Raw genomic sequence first — 14,840 nt, 5'->3', positions numbered from 1 at the left:
CACGACCGCCCCGGTGCGAGCGTGTGCTCGCACCGGGGCGGTTCGCTGTGTCTTAGGCCTGGCCGCGGACGTCGGCGCGAGCCGGGATCACCACGGGGTGCACACCGGACATGCGCTCGAGTACCCGGACCACCTGGCAGGAGTAGCCGTACTCGTTGTCGTACCAGACGTAGAGCACGAGGTCCTTGCCGTCGGCGATGGTGGCGAGACCGTCCACGATGCCGGCGCGGTGCGAGCCGACGAAGTCGGTCGACACCACCTCGGGCGATTCGATGTAGTCGATCTGCTGGCGCAGCTTCGAGTGCAGCGAGGCGCGGCGGAGGTAGTCGTTGACCTCGTCCTTGGTGGTGGGCTTCTCCAGGGTGATGTTGAGAATCGCCAGCGAGACGTCCGGGGTGGGAACGCGGATGGACGAACCGGTGAGCTTGCCCTCGAGTTCGGGCAGTGCCTTCGAGACGGCCTTGGCGGCACCGGTCTCGGTGATCACCATGTTCAACACCGCCGAGCGACCACGACGATCACCCTTGTGCAGATTGTCGATCAGGTTCTGATCGTTGGTGAACGAGTGCACGGTCTCGACGTGGCCACGCTGAATGCCGTAGGCCTCGTTCAGGGCGGCGAGCACCGGGGTGATCGCGTTGGTGGTGCACGACGCCGCCGAGAGGATGGTGTCCTCGTCGGTGATGGTGTTGTCGTTGATCCCGTGCACGATGTTCTTCAGCGGCGCTTTGCCGGGCGCGGTGAGCAGTACCCGCGAGGCGCCCTTGCTCTTGAGGTGCTGGCCGAGGCCGTCCTCGTCGCGCCACTTACCTGTGTTGTCGACGATCAACGCGTCGGAGATGCCGTACGCGGTGTAGTCGATGGTGGACGGGTCGTCCGAGTAGATGACCTGGATGCGGGTGCCGTTGGCGATGATTACGTCGTTGTCGGCGTCGATGGAGACCGAGCCGGCGAACGGGCCGTGCACCGAGTCGCGAGCGAGCAGGCTGGCGCGCTTCTCCAGATCGTTCTTGACGCTGCGGCGCACGACGATGGCGCGCAGGCGCAGGCCGTGACCGTTGCCGGCGTGGCTGATCAGGATGCGGGCCAGGAGACGGCCGATGCGGCCGAAGCCGTAGAGCACGACGTCGGCGCCGCCGCCGCCGTTCGAGGCGGGCACGTTGCGTTTGGCGATCTCCTCGCGCAGCAGTGCCTGCACGGCCTCGTCGGTGTCGAGGTCGGTGGCCAGCATCGCCAGGCGGGCGATGTCGATCGAAGCGGGCTCGGGCTCGATGGCGAGCAGGCCGCGCAGCACCTTCTCCGTCTGCGAGAGCGTCAGGGCCTGGTGGCCGAGCTCCTCGGCGCGCTCATGGGCCGAGATCACCGCGGACGTGGAGAGGTTGATCAAACGGTGACCGTGGATCGACGACACCACCCCGTGCTGGCGGTACAGGCGGCCGATCATGGGGATCAGGCGCTCGGCCTGCTCCTCACGCGCGACCCATTCGTCGCGGTGGCTCTCGTACGCGCCGCGGTGGCCGTCGGCGCCAGTCGAAGGGGAACTCGGATCCAGCTGCTGCGTCACGGGAGACATTATGCATGTCACCGTGGGCTCGGTGGATCGGTGGGGCGGACGTAGTGGGGCAGGTGGGGCTCGAACCCACGACCAGCGGATTATGAGTCCGCGGCTCTAACCGACTGAGCTACTGCCCCCGGTGCGGGGTAGCTGCCCGCAGCGCGCTGATAGTACCCGGCGCGTCGTGCGGCAATCCCTTCCGCGCACCGCGAACCGGACATAGTGTGTGAGGTACGTCACCATATCGAACAAGGGGGTTCGAGTGCTCGACCACTACGACGTGCGCAGCGGCGGTTTCACCCTGGGGATCCGCCCACCGGCGGGACGCCGGGCGGGGAACAAGACCTGGCGCCTGATCAAGACGATTCTCGATTCCGCGGCCGAGTTGGACGTCTACGTCTGCGCAGTGCGCAGGGGCCGCGCAGCAGGTTGAACCCGGTCGCGCCGCGTGGGCCGCTGAGGTGACCGACAGATTCGTCCGGGATCGGTGTAACGAATGACGCCGTGGTCCGGATACAGAGTGTGACTTGAGTCCTTCACCAGTCCAGCGGGAGCGCACGCCCCGTTTCTTCACGCAAGGATGGAAACCGTATGAACACGAAGAAGATCGGGGCCGCGTCGTTCGCCGTTGTGGCGGCCGCAGGCCTGCTTGCCGGCTGTGGCAAGTCGACCGAGGGGGAGAGCCCCGTCGCCTTCTCGCCGGTCACCGGAGATCAGTTCACGGCCAACCCCGGCGCCTTCCAGACCGACGGTGTCTCCGCGCCGCCGCAGGGCGTGACGATGGTCGGTAACGCCGTTGCCGCCCAGGCCGTCGCCAACTCGGGTCTGCCGCAGGGCACGATCACGTCCACGACGAACAACATCACCGTCTACTACCCGCCGGCCCCCGCGATTCCGGGGCTTCGTCCCGCGCCGCAGCCCGCGCCGCCTGCGCCGATGGTGCGCCCGTCCGGCTACAAGCCGTGGCGGTACACCCCGCAGGAGATCGCCGTCTACCAGCAGATCTGCGAGACGGGCACCTGGAACAACTACCGCGCCGGCATCGAGGTCCAGACGCAGACCTGCTGGACGCTGTACGGCCGCCAGCTCGGTGTGAAGCCGTGGCAGCCCGGCCAGCCCCGTCCGTGGCAGCGCCCGGAGTACCCGAAGCCGTGGTTCTCCGCCGAGTTCAAGGTCGACGTCCCCGTGTTCTGGGTGTACCCGAAGAACTGGACCCAGCCCAAGCCGCAGCCGATCATCTCGGTCTCGATCGGCCTGAACCTCGGTGACAACCCGTACCGGCACGTCAACCCGCGCCACCGCGACATCTACTACCCAGTGTGGGCCGTGACGCCCGGCCGGGTGGTGGCGGTCCATGACCAGGCTCTGATCGTGGCGCCGGTCTACACCTACACGAGCACCACCACGACCACGACCACCGTGACCGCGCCGGTCGCTCCGGGCGTGGTGCTGGAGCCGCTGCCGACCAGCGCCAAGGTGACGCCGATCCTGGCGCTTCCGGGCGCGAAGATCGCCGGCAACGTGAACCTCGACGCCAACGTGACCGTTCCGACCGCCGCCGCACTCAAGGGCGCGACGATCCAGGCCGGAACCGTCGCTTCGCTGAACGAGGCGATCGGCACCAACGTCGAGGCGTCCGTGGCCAAGGCGGATTCGGACAACGCCAGCCGGATCTCGGCGAAGGCCGAGGCCGGTGCCAGTGTGGCCGTCAGCGGCAAGGCCGGCGAGGCCGGCGCCGGTGCGGGTGCAGGCGTCAACGGCAGCGCCGGGGTCAACGGCGGCAATGCCGGCGCCGGTGGCAACGTCGGTGGCAACGCAGGCGGGAACGTCGACGGGAACGGTGTCGGTGGCGCAGCATCGGCCTCCGTTAACGCCCGTGGTGCGGTGACCACCACGACCACCACCGCGCCGAAGCAGACTCCGGCTGAGACGGAGAAGAAGCGCGAGAAGCCCGCCAAGTCCGAGAAGCCCGCCCAGTCCGCGACGCCCGAGAAGCCCGTCGAGGAGACTCCGGCGGCGTCGGCGCGGCAGCAGTCGGCCGTCAAGGCGGGGGCGAGCCTGTCCGCCGGCGTCGAGGCCGGTGCGTCCTGCACGCCGAAGCAGGTCAAGGACGGCATCTGCGCAGCTGCCGCCAACTGAGTCGCCGCACTCGGGGAGACCTTCAGCAGGTCCGCTGACCTGCTGATTGGTCTCCCCGAGCGCGTATGCGCTAGAGTTTCTTCTCGGTCAATCCCCCATAGCTCAATTGGCAGAGCATTCGACTGTTAATCGAAGGGTTACTGGTTCGAGTCCAGTTGGGGGAGCCAAGAAGCCCCAGGCCAGATGGCCCGGGGCTTCTTTTTGTGTGGCTCGTGAACGGGCTATGCGGCGTCCGAATCGGTGCCGCCCGCGGAGGCCGTGGCCGAATCGCTCGTGCTCGGCTTCTCCTCAGTGGCAGCCGTCGCAGCGGAGGCCGAAGGCTTGTCGGGAGCGGTCTCGGTCTTCGGTTCGGCTGCGGTCTCGGGAGCCGACTCCACCTTCGGATCCGGCGTGGACTCGCGCTCGACACCGGGCGTGGAGTCCGCGTCGGCCGAGGACCCTCCCGATCCGCCGGCCGAGGACGCGCTCACGCCGGTTCCTGTGCCACTGGGCACCGTCGGCGCGGCCAGCCGCGCGAACAGGTCGGGAGCGGGCTCGGTGCCCGGGGTGCCCGCCGCGTGCCGGGGTTCCGACGTGGTGACGGTCGCGGCCGGCTCGTTTCCGGGCTTGTCGCGGTCGGCGGCCGAGGCCAGGAGGTTCAGCGGCGCGGGGCCCGACGGTGCGGCGGCCCGCGCCCCGGTGCCGGTGGTGGCCCCGGAGGTGGCAGGCTCGACCGGCAGTGCCTCGGAGCGCTCCGAGAGCGTCTTCGACAGGTCCAGAATCGACGACGCGGACCGATTGACGAACGGCCCGTACTGCTCGGTGGCCAGATCCGAGAGCGGCTTGAGCACCGGCGTGACGAGAGTCGCCCAGACCGGACCGAAGGCCGTCATCACCGGCTTGACCACGGTGTCAACACCCAGGAACTGGCTCACCGAGCTGACCCCGAGCGGGCTGGTGATTCCGGTGATGATCTTGCTGATCGGATCGGTGGGGAGCAGCGCGGGCGGGATCAGCCCGGCCGGTGAATCCGGTCCCGCCTGCTTGCCCACCTGCAGCAGGTTGTCACTGAACAGTTTGATTCCGAACAGAGACGGCGAGGTCAGACCTGCGCCGTTCACCCCGAAGTTGACGCCGCCCAGGCCGTAGATCAGCGGCAGCGGAATCCCGAGCGGGTTCTGCAGCAACGAGAGGTTCTGGCCGTTGTTGAGGTTGATCCCGTTGGTACCGATGTAGTTGCCCGTGGTCACGTTGAGGTTGGTCAGCCCGAACGGCAGGAAGGTACTGAGATTGGTGACAGTGGCGCCGATCGGCGAGTACACCCCGTTCTTCGTGGGGAGCAGCACGCTTCCGCCGATCACACCGACCTTCGCCGCGTTCAGCGGCAGCGCGGCGCCCGCGGCGTAGATAGGGGCCGCGATCACGGTATCGGAACCGCCGAGCCAGCCCGGCAGCTTCAGTGCGCCGGTGGGCATCGCCCCCCACCAGCCCAATTGACCGCCCAAAGGGAAGTTGTAGGTGCCGTTGCCCTGCGGCACCCACAGCGTGCCCGACGGGAGCGTGCCCTCCGGGACCAGCGGGACGTTGAGCCCGATACCCGGAACCACCAGCGTCAGGCCGCTCGGAGTCTTGGCGAAGGTGTTGGTGAACACCGTCTGGCCGTTGATCCCGAGGAACGCGAAATCGTAGAACCCTGAGTACTTGGACTGCGTGATCTCCAGTCCCTTGATCACATCGCTGCCGGCCGGGAGCGCCTTGAGGACATCGCCGATGACGGGGGTGTCCAACAGCTTCTGCAGGCCGGCGCCGGCGTCAACCAGCAGCTTGCCGCCGGGCAGTGTGGTGGGCAGCGGGATGGTGACCTTGCCTCCGCCGGGCAGGATGATGTCCGGGACAACGCCGGGAACACCGGTCGGCAGGGCGAAAGTGCCCAGGTTGTTCAGGATCTTCGGCAGATCGGCGATCTTGGTCGCGTCGGCTTTGGTGTATGTGGAACCGAAGGTGGGGAGCAGGCCGCCGGATCCCGAGGCGATCGGTCCCCAGTACGAGGCGGCGCTGCCGTTGACGTTGTTCGCTGCGTTGAGCAGGTTGTCGAGAGCGTGCGAGTAGTCGGCGATCGCCCGGCTGTAATCGGGCGCGGTGGTCGCGGCCTGAGCCGGTGCGCCCATCATCCCGATGCCGGCGGTGGCGCTGATCGCACTCGCGGCGATCGCTGCGCGCTGAGCGGCCAGCTTCGATGCCTTGCGATGCTTCGCAGTCATGGACGTCGTTTCCTTCCGGACGGATGCAGACGCGACCATCGCGCGCCCACCCGCGAGCGTAGAGTCCCCGACGCCCGAAACCGGCGGATTCTGCAATTCCGAAGAACGGATCAAAGGGGTGCTGAATCCGATGCACTGCGTGGAGCGCGTCCGATTCCCGCGGGCCCCGCGATAGGGTGGGCGCACTGATCGAAAGGACCGGCGATGAGCCTCGCGGAACTGTCCGAATGGCCCGTCGACAACGTGGCCGCAGCGCTGCTGCGGACCGATGCCGCAGGCACCGTCGACACCTACGGTGACATCGACCGGACCTTCGAATTAGCCTCTGTCACCAAACTTCTCGTCGCCTACGCGGTGCTCGTCGCGGTCGAGGAGGGGGTCGTCGAGCTGCGTGATCCAGCCGGACCGGCGGGAAGCACCGTCGAACACCTGCTCTCGCATGCATCCGGCCTGGCCTTCGACTCGGCGCAGGTGCAGGCGCCACCGGGTGACCAACGGGTGTACAGCTCCTACGGCTACGAACTGCTGGCCGATCTGGTGCATCGGGAGTCCGGGATCGCCTTCGCGGACTACCTCCGTGAGGGGGTCCTCGAACCGCTCGGCATGAGCGGTACCGAGCTCGCCGGGCCCGCCGGCCACGGCGCTCGGTCGACGGTGGCCGACCTGGCCCGCTTCGCGGCCGAGGTCGCAGCACCGACACTGTTGGACCCGGGAACCGTCGACGAAGCCCGGGCCGTCCACTTCTCCGGGCTGCCCGGGTTCGTGCCCGGCTATGGGAAGTTCGCGAACAACACCTGGGGGCTCGGATTCGAGGTGAAGGGCGACAAGCGGACGCACTGGACCGGGGAACGGAACTCACCGCGTACCGTCGGCCACTTCGGACAGGCCGGCACGTACCTGTGGTACGACCCGGACCTGCAGTTGGCCGCGGTGGTGTTGACGGACCGGGCGTTCGGGCCGTGGGCGAAACCGCTGTGGTCGCAGTTCAACGACCGGTTGATTTCTCAGGAACTTCAAGGTGTGTAACTGGCGCAACACGCGCATCATGGTGCACAATGGCTTCATAACTACATCGATGTGATAAGCAGCGGCTGGTAGCTCCGCACGGTTTCGACAGGTGGCTTGGGGAAGACGTCCTCGTCGAAACGAAGAAGGTGGCAACCATGCAGCAGCTGAGTCAGTTTGCAGAGGTGACGACGGGAGTCGTGTGGATTCACGCCGCACCTGCTGCGCTGTGCCCGCATGTGGAGTGGGCACTGTCGAGGACCCTCGACGCCCGGGCCACCCTCAAGTGGTCCGCGCAGGAGGCCGTCCCCGGCACACAGCGCGCTGTGGTCGACTGGGTGGGCCCGGTCGGCAGCGGTGCGCGGATGGCGAACACCCTGAGGGAGTGGAACTCCGTCCGGTTCGAGGTCACCGAGGATCCCTCCGAAGGGGTCGACGGTGAGCGGTTCTGCTACGCGCCCGGTCTGGGGCTGTGGCGCGGCACCATGAGCGCGTCCGGCGACACCCTGATCGGGGAGGCGCAGCTGCGCTCGATCATGCTCGAGCAGGGCGGCGAAGGTATGCAGACCGCCATCGACTCGCTCCTGGGTACCGCCTGGGACGAGGCGCTCGAACCCTTCCGCATGGGCGGCCAGGGGGCCGAGGTCACCTGGCTCTCCCAGGCCGTCGGCTGACTCCGGGACGGGGCAGTACAGCGGATGACTGTGCCACCCACGACCTGGTTGAGAAAAGAAACCGGCCGCCGGGGGGATCCCCGACGGCCGGCTCTGTGAGAGACGATCAGTACTTGCCGAAGGCCAGCGCCACGTTGTGGCCACCGAACCCGAACGAGTTGTTCAGCGCGTAGCCGATCTCGCCGGTACGGGCGGTGCCGTGCACCACGTCCAACTCGATCTCCGGGTCCTGGTTGTCCAGGTTCAGAGTCGGCGGGATGATCCCGTCGCGGATCGAAAGCACCGTCAGCGCGGCTTCGAGGGCGCCCACGGCTCCGATCGAGTGGCCCAGCGCGCCCTTCGGCGCGTAGATCGCGGCGTCGGTGCCGACGACGGCGTTGATCGCCTTCGCCTCGGCGGTGTCGCCGATCGGGGTCGCCGTGGCGTGGGCGTTGATGAAATCGATGTCCGAGCGCTGCAGGCCGGCGGTCTCCATGGCGCGCTTCATCGCACGCGCGGCGCCGCCGCCCTCCACGTCGGGGGAGACCATGTGGTAGCCGTCGGAGGTGATGCCGGCGCCGAGCAGGCGGGCGATCGGCTTGGCACCACGCGCGAGCGCGTGTTCCTCGGTCTCGATGATCATCAGTGCCTGAGCCTCGCCGAAGACGAAACCATCGCGGTCCTTGTCGAACGGGCGCGAAGCGGCCAGCGGATCGTCGTTGCGGGTCGAGAGCGCTCGCATCATCGCGAACGACGCGATGGGCGGCGAATCGATCCGGCCCTCCACACCACCGCAGACCGCGATATCGGCGTCGCCGAGCACGATCTGGCGCCAGGCGTGGGCGATGGCCTCGTTGCCGGTGGAGCAGGCCGAGACCGGTGCGATGGCACCGGCACGCGCACCGATCTCCAACGCCGAAACGGCACAGGCGCCGTTCGGCATGGACATCTGCACAGCGAAGGGCGAGACCTTGCGGACACCGGAGTCGCGAAGCGCATCCACCGCCTGCACCATGGTCTCGCCGCCGCCCAGACCGGTCCCGACGACCGCTGCGAGGCGGTCCGGATCGACATCGGGGCGGCCGGCCTTGTCCCACAGTCGCTTGGTCATCACATGAGCGACCTGCTCGACGTAGGACATACGCCGCTTCGACACGTGCTGCTTGCTGATATCGCCGGCGTACTGGCGGTCGGGGCGCTCAGGCACCTCGTCCGACGGATCCGACAACAGCTGACCGCCGAAACGAACCGGCAGGTCGGGGATCTGCACGCCGATGAAATCACCCTGGAGCGGACGGATGCCGCTCTTGCCGTCCAGCAGGCCCCGCCAAGTGGAGTCGGTATCGATACCGATCGACGTGGTCAGCTCTACGGCTGTGACGACGACGCTGGGGAAATCGCCCCCGAGCGTCGAGAAATTCCTCAGCGATGCCACGATCTACTTGTTCTTCTCGGCCTCGTACTTGCCCTTGAGCTCTGCGGCGAGGTCGGCGTTCTCGGCCTCGAGCTTCTGGATGTACGCGACGGCGTCGCCGACGGTCTTCAGGCCCGCGAGGTCCTCGTCCGGCACCTTCACGCCGTACTTGTCCTCGAGCTGCACGGCGATCTCGACCATCGACAGCGAGTCGATGTCCAGGTCATCGATGAACGCCTTGTCCAGGGTGACCTCGGAAGGCTCGATGCCGGTGACCTCTTCGATGATCTCGGCGATGGCGGCGACGATTTCGTCCTGGCTGGTGGCCACAGTGGGTCCCTTTCCTTGTGTGACCCGACCCGCGTTTTCGCGGAGACGGGAGTCCATGAGTGCGACCGTGCGGCCGCGGGGGGCGACGATGCCGTTCGGCACCGTCGACGGTACTTCAGCTCAGCGCGCGGCGGTGAGCAGCTCGGCCAGATCGGCCGGCGTCTTCACCGCGACCTGCGGCACACCCTTGAGCTCGCGCTTGGCGATACCCACCAGGGCACCGGCCGGCGGCAGTTCGACGACGGTCGAGACCTCGGCTGCACGCATGGTGGCGGTGCACAGGTCCCACCGGACCGGGCGGGTGACCTGCGCGACGATCTGCGACAGCGCGGCCTCGCCGGAGGTCACGGCCTTGCCGTCCCGGTTCGACAGCAGAGTCAGCTGCGGATCGCGCGGGGTGATGGACTGCGCGGCGGCGGCGACGGCCTCCTGCGCAGGTGCCATGAACTCGGTGTGGAAGGCACCGGCCACCGCGAGCGGGCGCAGGCGCGCCTTCTCGGGAGCGTTGTCGGCGAGCTTCTGCAGGTTCTCGACGGCGCCCGCGGCGACGATCTGCCCGGAGGCGTTCATGTTGGCCGGGATCAGGTCGAACGACTCGAGGGTCGCGAGCACGTCCTGCTCGTCGCCGCCGAGCACCGCGGTCATCGAGGTGGGGACCAGTGCGCAGGCGGCGGCCATGGCGCGGCCACGGATCGCGGCCAGACGGACCGCCTCGTCGGCGGTGATGACACCGGCGACCGCTGCGGCGGCCAGTTCACCGACCGAGTGCCCGGCCACGACGGTGTCCGACGGCTGGGCGCCCATCTGCTCGAAGGCGAGCAGTGCGGCGGCCACCACGAGGGGCTGCGTCACCGCGGTGTCGGTGATCTCGTCGGCCTCGGCGATGGTGCCGAGGCGGACCAGGTCGAGATCGGCGATCTCGGACCACGCGCGGAGACGCTCCACGGCAGAAGGCTGATCGAGCCATGCGGTCAGCATGCCGGGCTTCTGGGAACCCTGTCCGGGTGCGAGCAGTGCAATCACGTCTACCAGGAAACACCGCCAGAACCTGAAAAGAAGGTGTTGGTCCCTGAGAACCTGGCTCATCGAATTTGTGGGGTTTCCACAAAAGTGCTGCTCAGTGAGGCCTGGCTGTTACCAGAGTGTTATTTGTGACGGAACTAGGTTAGTGGGATATCGGAGATACGGGTCATCGCGGCGGGCGTGAAACGCTCCGGATTGGCCGCCGCGAGCCGTCCGATCGTCGCCGCCACCCGCAGTACGAAGGCATCCCGGGGATCCTGCGGATCACGCCCGGTGATCTCCGCGATCTTCTTCAGGCGGTACCGCACGGTGTTCGGGTGGACGAACAGCTCACGAGCGCAGGACTCGACCGCGCCACCGGAATCGAGGTACGCGTCGAGGGTGTCCGACAACGCCGAACCGGCGTCCTCCAGAGGTTTGACCAGGAGCTCGTAGAGCGTGCGGCCGGCGTGGGTGTCGCCGATCAGCGCCCGCTCGGGCAGCAACTCCCAGCTGTGCACCGGGCGGGGCGCGCCCGGCCAGCCCGCGACGGCGTTCACCCCCGCGATCGCCTCGACCGCGGAGGCGTGCGCCTCCTCGAGGGTCGCGGTGGTGTGCCCGATCACCACCGGACCGTCGGCGAAATGACGCATCAGCGCCTCCGCGAACTGATCCGAGGTGGTGACCGAACCGCTGACGATGACCACCAGTTTGGTGCCCTGCACAACGGCGAGCGCCGACCGGCCGTGCCCGCGAGCGGTGTCGTGCACCGATCCGGCCACCGAGACGTTCTGATCCGGCGGCGGGTTACCGACGATGACGGTGGCCGAGGCCACCGGATCCCAGTTCAGTGCCGCCGCGCGGGAGAGCAGATTCGCGCCGGTGTCGCCGCGGACCACCGCGTCGACCACCAGCGCCTCCATCCGCGAGTCCCACGCGCCGCGGGCCTCCGCGGCCGAGGCGTAGATCGACGCCGCGCCGAAGCCGATCTCCCGCCCGTACCGCAGCACCGCCTCGGTCAGGGCGATCAGTTGCTCCTCGTTACGGGCCAGCAGCGGCAGCCACCGCTCGAAGAACTCCATCGCCACCCGCACCATCTCCACGGTCTGCAGCAGCGTGACCCGGCGGGCCAGGTCCTGCGGGACCGACTGGAAGGCGGCCACCGTGTAGGCGACGTCCCCGCCGTGGTCGATCCACTCCGCGAAGTTGACCACCGCCGTCTGGACGACCAGCTGGATGGACGAGCGCTGACTGGCCTCCAGATCGGCGAAGTACGGCAGCTGCTCCTCCATGGACCGGACCGCCTCGGTCGCCACGCGCCCCGAATACTGGCGGATCCTGGCCAGGATCGCTTCGGGTAGCACCTCACGAGGCTCGGGTCGCTTCCTGTTGAAGCTTCCCTTCCCCTGCCTCCCGGGGAGGGGGAACGAGCCCGTATCGGCGATCATGGGGTCCTAGGCTACGCCGGGGTCCGAAACCTGCTTCGGGGCGGCGAGCACGTCGTCGATCCGATAGCGCTCGGCGGCCTCGGCCGCGACCGAGAATTCGAGAGCCCCGTCGCGGGCCAGACCGAGCAGCACGCCCACCACGATCGACTCCGCGTCGACGTTGAAGAAGCGCCGTGCCGCCGGGCGGGTGTCGGAGAAGCCGAAGCCGTCGGTGCCCAGCGTGACGTAGGTGCCGGGCACCCACTGCCGGATCAGATCCTGCGTGCCGCGCATGAAGTCCGAGGCGGCCACCGTCGGGCCCTCGGTGTTCTCCAGCACTCTGGTGACGTGCGGCGTGCGCACCGGAGCGGAGGGATCGCGCAGCGCCGCCTTCTCCGATTCGATGCCGTCGCGGGACAGCTCGACCCAGCTGGTCACCGAGAACACCGACGCCGCCACGCCCCAGTCGTCGGCCAGCATCTGCTGCGCGCGCAGTGCGTCCGGCATGGTGACGCCCGATGCCAGGATGTTCGCCTTCTTATCGGTGTCGACGGTGGCGCCCTGGTACAGGTACATGCCCTTGAGCAGGGATTCGACGTCCAGGTCCGCGGGCTCGGCCGGCTGATGGATCGGCTCGTTGTAGACGGTGATGTAGTAGTAGATGTTCTCCGGGTCCTGCCCGTACATCCGGCGCAGTCCGTCGATCACGATGTGCGCCAGCTCGTACCCGAAGGCCGGATCGTAGGCGACCACCGCCGGGTTGGTCGAGGCCAGGACATGGCTGTGACCGTCGGCGTGCTGCAGACCCTCACCGGTCAGGGTGGTGCGGCCCGCGGTGGCACCGAGGACGAAGCCGCGGGCCATCTGGTCGGCGGCGGCCCACAGGCCGTCACCCGTGCGCTGGAACCCAAACATCGAGTAGAAGATGTACAGCGGGATCATCGGGACGTCGTGCGTGGCGTACGAGGTGCCGACCGCGGTGAACGACGCGGTGGAGCCGGCCTCGTTGATGCCCTCGTGCAGGATGATGCCCTTCGGGTTCTCCTTGTAGGCGAGCATCATCTCCGCGTCCACCGAGGTGTACGTCTGACCGAGCCGGTTGTAGATCTTCAGCGACGGGAACCAGCTGTCCATGCCGAAGGTGCGGGCCTCGTCCGGGATGATCGGCACGATCCGGTGGCCGATCTCCTTATCGCGCAGCAGCTCCTTGAAGATGCGCACCACCGCCATGGTGGTCGCGACCTGCTGCTTGCCCGATCCCTTGCGCATGATGTCGACCGCATCGATCCCCGGCGTCACCAAGGCCTGCGCCTGCGTGCGCCGGCTGGGCAGGAAACCGCCGAGCTGCTTGCGGCGGTCGAGCATGTACTGGATCTCCTTGGACTCCGGTCCCGGGTTGTAGTACGGGGGGAGGTAGGGGTCCTTCTCGAGTTCCTCGTCGGTGATGGGGATGCGCAGCTCGTCCCGGAACTGCTTGAGATCGTCGAGGGTGAGCTTCTTCATCTGGTGCGTGGCGTTGCGGCCCTCGAAGTTGTGGCCCAGGCCGAAGCCCTTGATGGTGTGCGCGAGGATCACCGTGGGCTGGCCCTTGTGCTCCATCGCGGACTTGTAGGCCGCATACACCTTGCGGTAGTCGTGGCCGCCGCGCCGCAGACCCCAGATCTGCGCATCGGTCATGTCCTTGACCAGTTCCTTGGTCCGCGGATCGCGGCCGAAGAAGTGTTCACGGACGAAGGCGCCGTCGTTGGCCTTGAAGGTCTGGTAGTCACCGTCGGGTGTGGTGTTCATGATGTTCACCAGCGCACCGTCACGGTCGCGGTGCAGCAGCTCGTCCCACTCGCGGCCCCAGATCACCTTGATCACGTTCCAGCCCGCACCGCGGAAGAAGGACTCGAGCTCCTGGATGATCTTGCCGTTGCCGCGCACCGGGCCGTCGAGCCGCTGCAGGTTGCAGTTGACCACGAAGGTGAGGTTGTCCAGGCCCTCGGTGGCCGCGATCTGGATCTGGCCGCGCGATTCCGGCTCGTCCATCTCGCCGTCGCCGAGGAAGGCCCAGACGTGCTGGTCGGAGGTGTCCTTGATGCCCCGGTCGTGGAGGTAGTGATTGAACCGGGCCTGCTGGATGGCGTTCATCGGGCCCAGGCCCATGGACACCGTCGGGAACTCCCAGAAGTTCGACAGCAGTCGCGGGTGCGGATAGGAGGGTAGGCCCTTGCCCTTGTCCTCGTGGGACTTCTCCTGCCGGAATCCGTCCATCCGCTCGGCGGGGATACGCCCCTCGAGGAAGGCGCGGGCGTAGATGCCGGGGGAGGCGTGGCCCTGGATGAAGATCTGGTCGCCGCCGCCGGGGTGTTCCTTGCCGCGGAAGAAGTGGTTGAAGCCCACCTCGTAGAGCGCGGCCGAGCTGGCGTAGGTCGAGATGTGACCGCCGACGCCGACGCCGGGGCGCTGCGCACGGTGCACCATGATGGCGGCGTTCCAGCGGATCCAGGCGCGGTATCGACGCTCGATCTCCTCGTCACCGGGGAACCACGGCTCGAGCTCGGTGGGGATCGTGTTGACGTAATCGGTCGAGGTCAGCGACGGGATCGAGACGTGCTGTTCGCTGGCGCGCTCGAGCAGCCGGAGCATCAGGTAGCGGGCGCGGGCCGGGCCGTGGGTGGCGATCAGGTCGTCGAGCGACTCGAGCCATTCGCCGGTCTCGTCCGGGTCGATGTCCGGCAGGTACGAGGCGACGCCCTCACGGATCACACGGACGCGGTCCGGGCGGTCCTTCGCGGGGGCGGGGCCCTCTGCGGAAACGGGTGCCGGGGTGGCGGCGTTCGAGTCGGTCACATGTGCTCCTCACGGATTGCGGAGGCGGTGCAGCGCTTCTGCGGGGTGTTGCGGGGTCTGCGGTGTGTCGCAGGTCCCATCCTGCCGCATTCGAAAGTTACTCGACAGTCGGATTCCGCGTGGTGGAATTCACGTCTGCACTTGCGCGAGATCGTGGTACCGGGTCTGCTGTAGGTCGGCGGTGCCGTAGATTCGATACCGACCACGAATGAGCGCACCGGCGATATCCGCCGGTGTCCG

The 14,840-nt window shown here is 67.8% G+C and carries 11 protein-coding genes and 2 tRNA genes; 5 read left to right on the top strand and 8 right to left on the bottom strand.

Going from position 1 to position 14,840, the window contains the following annotated elements:
- Positions 1-52: 52 nt before the first annotated feature.
- Complete coding sequence (locus tag ACYVHG_RS03380; protein WP_461166903.1) at positions 53-1,552, bottom strand: glyceraldehyde-3-phosphate dehydrogenase; 1,500 nt, start codon at positions 1,550-1,552, stop codon at positions 53-55.
- 66 nt (positions 1,553-1,618) lie between these two features.
- Positions 1,619-1,692 (bottom strand) — tRNA-Ile (locus ACYVHG_RS03375).
- Between the two features lie 125 nt (positions 1,693-1,817).
- Between ACYVHG_RS03375 and ACYVHG_RS03370 the strand changes: the two genes are divergently transcribed.
- The 3 genes from ACYVHG_RS03370 (at position 1,818) to ACYVHG_RS03360 (ending at position 3,861) form a co-directional block, all read left to right on the top strand.
- Positions 1,818-1,988, top strand: a complete 171-nt coding sequence (locus tag ACYVHG_RS03370) for a hypothetical protein (protein WP_461166024.1) — start codon at positions 1,818-1,820, stop codon at positions 1,986-1,988.
- A gap of 158 nt (positions 1,989-2,146) precedes the next feature.
- Entirely contained in the window at positions 2,147-3,694 is a 1,548-nt protein-coding gene (locus ACYVHG_RS03365; protein ID WP_461166023.1) for a hypothetical protein, read from the top strand.
- Positions 3,695-3,785: 91 nt separating this feature from the next.
- Positions 3,786-3,861, top strand: a tRNA-Asn gene (locus tag ACYVHG_RS03360).
- A 54-nt stretch (positions 3,862-3,915) separates the two neighbouring features.
- On the opposite strand, the gene ACYVHG_RS03355 is transcribed toward ACYVHG_RS03360, so the two are convergent.
- On the bottom strand, positions 3,916-5,934 hold the full coding sequence (locus tag ACYVHG_RS03355) for a hypothetical protein (RefSeq protein WP_461166022.1): 2,019 nt from the start codon (positions 5,932-5,934) through the stop codon (positions 3,916-3,918).
- Positions 5,935-6,138: 204 nt separating this feature from the next.
- Between ACYVHG_RS03355 and ACYVHG_RS03350 the strand changes: the two genes are divergently transcribed.
- Both ACYVHG_RS03350 and ACYVHG_RS03345 read left to right on the top strand, forming a co-directional pair.
- Positions 6,139-6,960 (top strand): serine hydrolase domain-containing protein, encoded by an 822-nt coding sequence (locus tag ACYVHG_RS03350; protein WP_461166021.1) that lies wholly within the window; start codon positions 6,139-6,141, stop codon positions 6,958-6,960.
- Between the two features lie 137 nt (positions 6,961-7,097).
- Entirely contained in the window at positions 7,098-7,613 is a 516-nt protein-coding gene (locus tag ACYVHG_RS03345) for a DUF3145 domain-containing protein (RefSeq protein WP_461166020.1), read from the top strand.
- Positions 7,614-7,719: 106 nt separating this feature from the next.
- On the opposite strand, the gene ACYVHG_RS03340 is transcribed toward ACYVHG_RS03345, so the two are convergent.
- The 5 genes from ACYVHG_RS03340 to aceE all read right to left on the bottom strand — a co-directional run bounded on the left by ACYVHG_RS03340 (position 7,720) and on the right by aceE (position 14,600).
- Positions 7,720-9,027: a KasA/KasB family beta-ketoacyl-ACP synthase gene (locus ACYVHG_RS03340; protein WP_461166019.1), complete on the bottom strand. Its 1,308-nt coding sequence runs from the start codon at positions 9,025-9,027 to the stop codon at positions 7,720-7,722.
- A gap of 3 nt (positions 9,028-9,030) precedes the next feature.
- Positions 9,031-9,336 carry a meromycolate extension acyl carrier protein AcpM gene (acpM, locus tag ACYVHG_RS03335; RefSeq protein WP_344996564.1) on the bottom strand — a complete coding sequence of 102 codons (306 nt, stop codon included), beginning with the start codon at positions 9,334-9,336 and terminating at the stop codon, positions 9,031-9,033.
- Between the two features lie 120 nt (positions 9,337-9,456).
- Positions 9,457-10,359, bottom strand: coding sequence for an ACP S-malonyltransferase (locus ACYVHG_RS03330; protein ID WP_461166018.1), 903 nt, complete (start codon positions 10,357-10,359; stop codon positions 9,457-9,459).
- A gap of 137 nt (positions 10,360-10,496) precedes the next feature.
- Positions 10,497-11,786, bottom strand: coding sequence for a PucR family transcriptional regulator (locus tag ACYVHG_RS03325; protein ID WP_461166017.1), 1,290 nt, complete (start codon positions 11,784-11,786; stop codon positions 10,497-10,499).
- 6 nt (positions 11,787-11,792) lie between these two features.
- Positions 11,793-14,600 (bottom strand): pyruvate dehydrogenase (acetyl-transferring), homodimeric type, encoded by a 2,808-nt coding sequence (aceE, locus tag ACYVHG_RS03320; RefSeq protein ID WP_461166016.1) that lies wholly within the window; start codon positions 14,598-14,600, stop codon positions 11,793-11,795.
- Between the last annotated feature and the right edge of the window lie 240 nt (positions 14,601-14,840).

The sequence above is a fragment of the Tsukamurella serpentis genome (genome assembly GCF_054780975.1).
The sequence above is the reverse complement of the archived record's forward strand: the minus strand, read 5'-3'. Positions and strand labels throughout refer to the sequence as shown.